Source organism: Actinophytocola sp. (assembly GCF_045807065.1).
Classification (GTDB): Bacteria; Actinomycetota; Actinomycetes; order Mycobacteriales; family Pseudonocardiaceae; genus Actinophytocola.
Genome location: NZ_JBJMIE010000140.1, coordinates 1 through 8,134, shown reverse-complemented (window position 1 = coordinate 8,134; position 8,134 = coordinate 1). Strand labels below are relative to the sequence as shown.

Here is an 8,134-nt window from a genome sequence, read left to right as displayed (position 1 = left end):
GTTGGCCGCGGATCTTGACCTGGTGGTCGAGGCGGCCGAGGTAGTCGATGGTGCCGTCGGGGCGGAAGCGGGCGCGGTCACCGGTGCGGTAGAGGCGTTCGCCTGGGGTGAAGGGGTTGGGGATGAACCGGTCGGCGGTGAGGGCGGGTTTGTTGAGGTAGCCGCGGGCGAGTTGGATGCCGGCGAGCATCAGTTCGCCGGGCACGCCGATCGGGACCGGGCGCAGGGTGCTGTCGAGGATGTGCGTGCGGGTGTTCGCGACCGGCCGGCCGATGGTGACCGGCTCGCCCGGGTGGCACTCGACAGCGGTGACGTCCACCGAGGCTTCGGTGGGGCCGTAGAGGTTGTGCAGTGCGCAGCCGATCCGTTCGTGAACGGCGGTGACCAGGTCCGCCGGCAGGGCCTCGCCACTGCACAGCACGCGGCGCAGTGAGGGCAGTGTGTCGAAGGGTTCGGTGAGGAAGGCCCGCAGCATGGAGGGGACGAAGTGGAGGGTGGTGATCTGTTCGCCCGTGATCGTCTCGGCGAGGTAGGTGGGGTCGCGGTGCCCGTCAGGGCGGGCGAGGACGAGCATGGCGCCGGTGGTGAGGGGCCAGAAGAACTCCCACACCGACACGTCGAACGTGTAGGGGGTTTTCTGCAGGACCCGGTCGGTGGCATCGAGTGCGTAGGTGTCCTGCATCCACTGTAGGCGGTTGACGATGCCGCAGTGTTCGATCATCACGCCTTTGGGGCGGCCGGTGGAGCCGGAGGTGTAGATGACGTAGGCGGGGTGTTCGGGCAGCACCTCCACGGCGGGGTCGTGGTTCGGCCCGGTCGGGTCCGCGAACGTGTCCGCGGTGACGGTGATCTCGGCCCCGGAGTCGGCCTTGAGGTAGGCGAGGCGGTCGGCCGGGTAGTCGGGGTCGAGCGGCAGGTAGGCACCGCCGGCCTTGTGGATGCCCAGCAGGGCGACCACCAGGTCGAGGGAGCGGTGCAGGCACACGCCCACCACCGACTCCGGACCCACACCCTGGCCGAGCAGGTGGTGGGCCAACCGGTTCGCGCGGCGGTCCAGCTCGGCGTAGGTCAGCTCGGTGCCCTCGAAGCGGAGTGCGGGAGCGTCCGGCGTGCGCGCGACCTGCGCGGCGAACAGCTCCGTGAGAGTGCCGGCGGGGTAGTGCGCCGTCGTCTCGTTCCACTCGGCCAGGCGCCGTCGCTCGGTCGCCGGGACCAGCTCCGCGGTGCTCACCCGGGTGTCCGCGGTGAGGGTGGTCAGCAGCTCGGTGTAGTGGTCGCCGAGGCGGTGCGCGGTGGTGCGGTCGAACAGGGCCGTGGCGTACTCGACGACGCCCGTGATGCTGCCGTCCGGGCGTTCGGTGAGGTACAGGGTCAGGTCGAACTTCGCGGAGTGCCAGGGCACGTCGAGGGCCTCGCCGCGCAGGCCCGCGGTCGTGAAGTCCGCGCGGTCGGTGTTCTGCAGCACGAACATCGTGGAGAACAGCGGGTTGCGGGACGGGTCGCGGTCCGGCGCCACCTCGTCGACGATCCGCTCGAACGGGACGTCCTGGTGCTGCAACGCGTCGAGGGTGGTCTGGCGGACCCGCGCCAGGAGGGCGCCGAACGGGGGATCGCCGGTCAGGTCCGTGCGCAGGACGAGCGTGTTGACGAAATAGCCGATGAGGTCGTGGGTCTCCGGACGGGTGCGGCCGGCGACAGGGGAGCCCACCGCGACGTCGGTCTGGCCGGTGTAGCGGGCCAACAGGAGCTGGAACGCCGCCAGGTACGCCATGAACGGGGTCGCCCGGTGCTCCTTGGCGAGGGTCCGCATCGCGGTGGCGTGCTCGGCCGGGACGGTGAAGGTGACCGTGGCGCCCGCCGGGTCGTGCATCGCCGGGCGCGGACGGTCGGTCGGCAGCTCCAGCGGGGTGAGACCGGCGAGGCGCTCGCGCCAGTAGGTGAGGTCGGCGGGCTGCTCACCTTGCCAGGCGGCGAAGTCCGCGTACTGGATGGGGAGCGGGGCCGGCTCGCCGCCGGTGTAGAGCGCCGACAGCTCGCGGGCGAGGACCGCGACGGACTGACCGTCGAAGGCGATGTGGTGGACGGTCAGCGCGAGGACGTGTTCCTCGGTGTTCAGGCGGGCCAGGACCCAGCGGACCGGGTGATCGCTGGACAGGTCGAACGGGGTGGTGGCCTGCTCACCCAGGAGCATGTCCAGGGCCTGGCCTCCGGCCCCCGGTTCAACGCTACCAGCGGACACCGACAACTCCGGGCCGCTCAGGTCCACCTCGCGGAGGGACACCGGGGCCGGTGGGTCGATCACCTGCGTGGGCTCGCCGGCCACCGTGGGGTAGCGGGTGCGCAGGATCTCGTGGCGGGTCGTGATCTCCGTGAGAGCGTGGTGCAACGCCGCGACGTCCAGCGGGCCGGTCAGTCGCCACGCGAACGGCATGACGTACTCGAGCGCGCCGGGACGGAGGTGGTCCAGGAACCACAGCTGTCGCTGGGGGGTCGACAGTGGAATCCTGTGATCCCTGGACGTTGGGGGGTTGGCGGCCGGTTTGGGGCCGCCGCCGGTGAGCAGGTGCGCCAGCAGCTCCTGCCGCCGAGACTCGGTAGTCGTCACTGGCCCGCCTCCCCGCAATTCGATGTGTTGGTCACGCCGGGAAAGGACGGTTCTGTTCGGTCACGTACTTGTGGTTGGCTCGCGTCACGTTCCCCTGAGGTGCGGTCGGGGAGCGCTCGGCCTGGTTGGAGTGTCATCAGTCGCGCACCTCGGCCAGCATCGTGTCCACATCGGACTCGGACAGGGCGGTCACGTGTGCCGCGACCGCCGCGTGGACGGTCTCGGCCAGGCCGGCCACGGTCGGGGACTCGAACACCGCGGCCACCGGCACCTCGACCGGGAACCGCTCGCCCAGCAGCGCCACCACCCTCGTCACCAGCAGCGAGTGGCCGCCGCGCTCGAAGAAGTCGTCGTGGCGGCCGAACCGGTCCACGCCGAGCACCTCGGCCAGCACCTCCGCGATCGCCTCCTCCACCGGGGACGCCGGGGGTTCGTGGGCGACCTCCTCCCACGGCGGCGCGTCCGCGGGCAGGGCGCCCCGGTCGGCCTTCCCGCTCGACGTCACCGGCAGCTCGGGCAGCGCCAGCCACCGGGACGGGACCATGTAGTCCGGCAGCGTGCGTGCCAGGAACTCCCGCAGCTCGACCACCGCCGGCCGGGGACCCGCGGGTACCAGGTACGCGACCAGGTCACCGCCGGACAGGGTCACGACCGCGGCGGCCAGCGCCGGGTGCGCGGCCAGCGCCGCCTCGATCTCGCCCAGCTCCACCCGGTTGCCGCGCACCTTCACCTGGTTGTCCAGGCGCCCCAGGTAGGTGATCGTGCCGTCGGCCTCGCGGCGTGCGCGATCGCCCGTGCGGTACAGGCGGTCGCCGCCGCCGAACGGGTTGGGCACGAACCGCTCGGCCGTCAGCGCCGGGCGGTTCAGATAGCCGTGGGCGACCTGGACGCCGCCGAGCAGCAGCTCGCCCTCGGCCACCTCGCGCAGGTCGGCGTCGACGATCCGGGTCTCCACCCCCGGCAGGGGCCGGCCGATCGTGACCGGCTCGCCCGGGCGGCACTCGACCGCCGTCACCTCGATCGACGCCTCCGTCGGCCCGTACAGGTTGTGCAGCGCGCAGGACAGCCGCTCGTGCACCGCCCGCACGAGGTCCGCGGTGAGCGCCTCGCCGCTGCAGAACACGAGCCGCACCGACGGCAGCGCGTCGAACGGCTCGGCGAGGAACGCCCGCAGCATCGACGGTACGAAGTGGACACTCGTGATGCCGGCCGACCGGATCAGGTCCACCAGGTACGCGGGATCGCGGTGACCGCCCGGCTTGGCCATGACGAGCGTGGCGCCCGCGGCCAGCGGGCAGAAGATCTCCGGCACGGACACGTCGAAGCTGTAGGGGGTCTTCTGCAGCACCCGGTCGGTGGCCGTCAGCGGGTACTCGGCCAGCCCGAACCGCAGCCGGTTCACCACACCGCGGTGTGCGACCACGACCCCCTTGGGCCGACCCGTCGAGCCGGACGTGTACATGACGTAGGCCGGCGCGTCCGGCGAGCCCGGCAGCCCGAGGTCCTGACCGGACTCGCCGGGGTGGCTGAGCTGGGTCACCGCGTCGGTCCCGGCGGACGCGAGCACGAGCGAGGCACCCGAGTCGGCCAGCATGAACGCCAGCCGCTCCTCGGGCAGGTCCGGGTCCAGCGGCAGGTACGCGGCGCCGGCCTTCATGACACCGAGCAGCGCGACCACCAGGTCCACGCCCCGCCGCATGCGCACGCCGACCACCGCCCCGGCCCCGATCCCGCGCGAGCGCAGGTGGCGGGCCAGCCGGTTGGCGGCGGCGTTGAGGTCCGCGTAGGACACCGCGGCGCCCTCGGCCACCACCGCGACCGCCGCCGGGGTCCGCCGCACCTGCGCCTCGACGAGCTCGTGCACTGTTGAACCGGTCGCTGCGCTCATCGCCGGCCGCCTCCTTCCCTCGTCGCGCGCTCGACGCTCGTCGCGCGCTTCCGGCGGAGGGCTCCCTCGCTCCGCTCCCGCCGCATGCCGGTTACCTGGCCTCGGCCATGCGCTCACGCAGGCTGCGCGGCCGCATGTCGGTCCACACCTCGCCGATGTGGGCCAGGCACTCCTCGCGGGTGCCCTCGGTGCCCTCGGCGTGCCAGCCGGCCGGCAGCTCCCGTGCGGCCAGCCAGATCGAGTACTGCTCCTCGTCGTTCACCACGACGCGATAGGTCCGCTCGTCGGTGGTCTCGTCGGTCATCCCGGTCTCCTCCTCGGTCGTGCTTCGGCGAAGAGCATGTGTCGGGAGACCGGCGTCGCGGCAGAGAAGATCCGGCAGAAACACGGGCAGCGCGCCGGCGGCCAACGCTGCCGAAACTTCTCTGCCGCCACCGGCACCCGTTCACCCACGCTGGTCGCCATGACAGCGACATCACTCGACGAGGAGCTGCTCCCGCACGTGTTCACCGCGGGCGACCCGGGCACCCCGGCCACGGAGTTCGCCGCGGCGCGGCGGTCGGCCATCCGCGAGCGGCTGCACACGCGGGGCGCGGTGCTGCTGCGCGGGTTCGACGTGGGCGGCGTCGACGGGTTCGACGCGGTGGTGCGGGCGGTGTCCGGCGCGCCGCTCACCTACGCCGAGCGTTCCTCGCCCCGGCACGCCATCAAGGGGCAGGTCTACACCTCCACCGACTACCCGCCGGAGGAGGAGATCTTCCTGCACAACGAGAACTCCTACCAGGCGACCTGGCCGCTGACGCTGTTCTTCTACTGCATCACCCCGCCGCTGACCCGGGGCGCGACCCCGCTCGCGGACACCCGCCAGGTGTACGCGTCGATCGACCCCGAGATCCGCGCGGACTTCGCCAAGCGTGGCTGGATGGTGGTGCGCAACTTCACCGACGCGTTCGGCGTGCCGTGGCAACAGGCGTTCGGCACCGCCGACCGCGACGAGGTCGCCGCCTACTGCGCCCGCAACGGCGTCGAGGTCGAGTGGACCCGGGACGGCCTGCGCACCCGCGCCCGCCGCGCCGCCGTGCACACCCACCCGGCGAGCGGGGAGCCGGTGTGGTTCAACCACCTCACGTTCTTCCACGTCACCACGCTGTCGGCCGACCTGTGCGCGGCACTGCGCGAGATGGTCGGCGAGGAGGACCTGCCCACCAACACCTACTACGGCGACGGCGAGCCGATCCCCGACGAGGTCGTCGCCCACCTGCGCGAGCGCTACCGCACCGCCCAGCGCCGCTTCGACTGGCAGCGCGACGACGTGCTCATCGTGGACAACATGCTCGCCGCACACGCCCGCGAGCCCTTCACCGGCCCCCGCAAGATCGCCGTGGCGATGGCGGAACCAGCTGGTCCGCCTCCCCGGATTTTCTAGGTGTCGTTCCCCTGAGCCAACTGCTGATTGGGCGCGGACTCAGCACAACGATCCAGCACAGGCATTGATCCACTGACTCTCGCCCCAGGAGGCGTTTCGATGACTACCGGCGGCCTACCGCTGTCGTTCGCGCAGGACCAGCTGTGGTTCCTCGACCAGCTGCGCTCCGGTGCCACGGAGTACCTGCTGCACCAGGCGCTGCGGCTGCGCGGGCCGCTGGACGTCACCGCGCTGACGGCGGCCCTCACGGAGATCACGGGCCGCCACGAGATCCTGCGCACCCGCTATCTCACGGTGGCCGGCGAGCCGACGCAGGTGATCGACCCATCGGCCCCGGTGTCCCTCCGTGAGGTGGACCTGTCCATGGTCGACGGTGTCGGACCGGATTTGAGCGGTCCGGAGTTGTCGGTGTCCGCTGGTAGCGTTGAACCGGGGGCCGGAGGCCAGGCCCTGGACACGCTCCTGTGTGAGCAGGCCACCACCCCGTTCGACCTGTCCAGCGATCACCCGGTCCGCTGGGTCCTGGCCCGCCTGAACAGCGAGGAACACGTCCTCGCGCTGACCGTCCACCACATCGCCTTCGACGGCTGGTCGTGGGGCGTGCTCGCCACCGAGCTGAGCACCCTCTACGCGGCGTTCACCGCCGGCGAGCGGTCAACGCTCCCGGAGATCGAGATCCAGTACGCCGACTACGCGGACTGGCAACGCGAGTGGTGGGAGTCCTCGGCCGAGCTGCGGGAGACCCAGCTCGGCTACTGGCGCGACCGCCTCGCCGGCCTCGCACCGCTGGAACTCCCGACCGACCGCCCACGCCCGGACACGTGGGACGCCGCCGGGGACAGCGTCGACCTCGTGGTGCCGGCCGAGCTGGCCGGCGACCTCGCCAAGCTCGGCGCCGCCGCCGGCGCGACGCCGTTCATGGTCTACCTCGCCGCCTTCCAGGTGCTGCTGTCGCGGTACTCCGGCCAGCACGACATCGCGGTCGGCGTCTCCGTCGCCGGGCGCAACCAGGTCGCGCTGGAACGGCTCATCGGGTTGTTCGTCAACACCGTCGTGATGCGGACGGACCTCACCGGCACGCCGTCGTTCGCCGAGCTGCTCACCGACGTGCGGGAGACCACCCTCGACGCCTACGGCCACCAGGACGTGCCGTTCGAACGGGTCGTCGCCGCCCTGGCACCCGAGCGCGACCTGTCCCGCAACCCGCTGTTCCAGGTGGCGTTCGGACTCCACAACTGGCACCGCGAGCCGTTCGCCCTCGCCGGGCTCGACGTCGCGGAGCTGGCGACCCCGTGGACCAGCTCCGCGTTCGACCTGTCGCTGCACCTCTTCGAACACGACGACGGCCGCGTCACCGGCCAGCTCCTCTACCCGGTCGCCCTGTTCGACCGCGCCCGCGTCGACCGCGTCGCCGCGCACTACGTCCGGCTGCTCGCGAGCATCGCCGCCGCCCCGGACGCCCCAGTGTCCACACTGGACCTGCTCACCGAACCCGAGGCGGCCCGGCTCACCGAGTGGAACCGGACCGAGCTGCCCCGGCCGGACGTGCGGCTGCCGACGCTGGTCCGCGCGCAGGCACTGTCCACGCCGGACGCGACAGCGGTCGTCGCCGGGGACCGGCGCCACAGCTACCGGACCCTGATGTCCGATGTGGACGGACTGGTGGACTGGCTGGTCGCGCAGGGCGTCACCGCCGGCACGCCGGTCGGCGTGCACCTGGGCCGCGGGACGGACCTGGTCGTGGCACTGCTCGCCATCCTGGAGGCGGGCGGAGTGTACGTGCCGCTGCCGGTCGACCTGCCCGCCGAGCGGCGCGCGTACATGGCCGAGGACGCCGGCGTCGCCCTGGTCCTCGACGAGGTGCGATCCAGGATCGGCACCGCGCCGGCCGCGCCCCGCCCCGACGTGGACGGCCGCGCCGCGGCGTACGTCATGTACACGTCCGGCTCCACCGGCCGCCCCAAGGGTGTGGTGATCACCCACGACGGCATCCGCAACCGCGTCCTGTGGTCGGTCGAGCGGTACGGGATGACCGCGGCCGACCGCGTGCTGCAGAAGACCGCGCTCGGGTTCGACGCCGCCATGTGGGAGCTGCTGGCGCCGCTCGTGTCCGGCGGCGCGGTCGTCATGGCCCCCGAGGGCGCCCACCACGACCCGGCCGCGATGGTCCGGGCCGTCATCGACCACGACGTCACGATCCTGCAGCTCGTCCCGT

Annotated in this window: 5 protein-coding genes; 2 read left to right on the top strand and 3 right to left on the bottom strand. The window is 72.2% G+C overall.

Annotation, left to right across the window (positions count from 1 at the left end):
• The 3 genes from ACJ73U_RS08275 to ACJ73U_RS08265 all read right to left on the bottom strand — a co-directional run.
• On the bottom strand, window positions 1–2,605 hold a 2,605-nt coding region (locus ACJ73U_RS08275), incomplete at its 3' end, for a non-ribosomal peptide synthetase (protein ID WP_407776948.1).
• A gap of 136 nt (window positions 2,606–2,741) precedes the next feature.
• Window positions 2,742–4,493: an amino acid adenylation domain-containing protein gene (locus ACJ73U_RS08270; protein WP_407776947.1), complete on the bottom strand. Its 1,752-nt coding sequence runs from the start codon at window positions 4,491–4,493 to the stop codon at window positions 2,742–2,744.
• Window positions 4,494–4,584: 91 nt separating this feature from the next.
• The gene (locus ACJ73U_RS08265) at window positions 4,585–4,797 is read right to left on the bottom strand and encodes an MbtH family protein (protein WP_407776946.1); all 213 of its coding nucleotides are present in this window, start codon (window positions 4,795–4,797) and stop codon (window positions 4,585–4,587) included.
• A 159-nt stretch (window positions 4,798–4,956) separates the two neighbouring features.
• Here ACJ73U_RS08265 and ACJ73U_RS08260 point away from each other — a divergent pair, with 159 nt between their 5' ends.
• Together ACJ73U_RS08260 and ACJ73U_RS08255 are read left to right on the top strand one after the other, a co-directional pair.
• Window positions 4,957–5,919, top strand: coding sequence for a TauD/TfdA family dioxygenase (locus ACJ73U_RS08260; RefSeq protein ID WP_407776945.1), 963 nt, complete (start codon window positions 4,957–4,959; stop codon window positions 5,917–5,919).
• A gap of 99 nt (window positions 5,920–6,018) precedes the next feature.
• Window positions 6,019–8,134 (top strand): condensation domain-containing protein (locus tag ACJ73U_RS08255; RefSeq protein WP_407776944.1); only part of this gene is annotated, 2,116 nt, incomplete at its 3' end.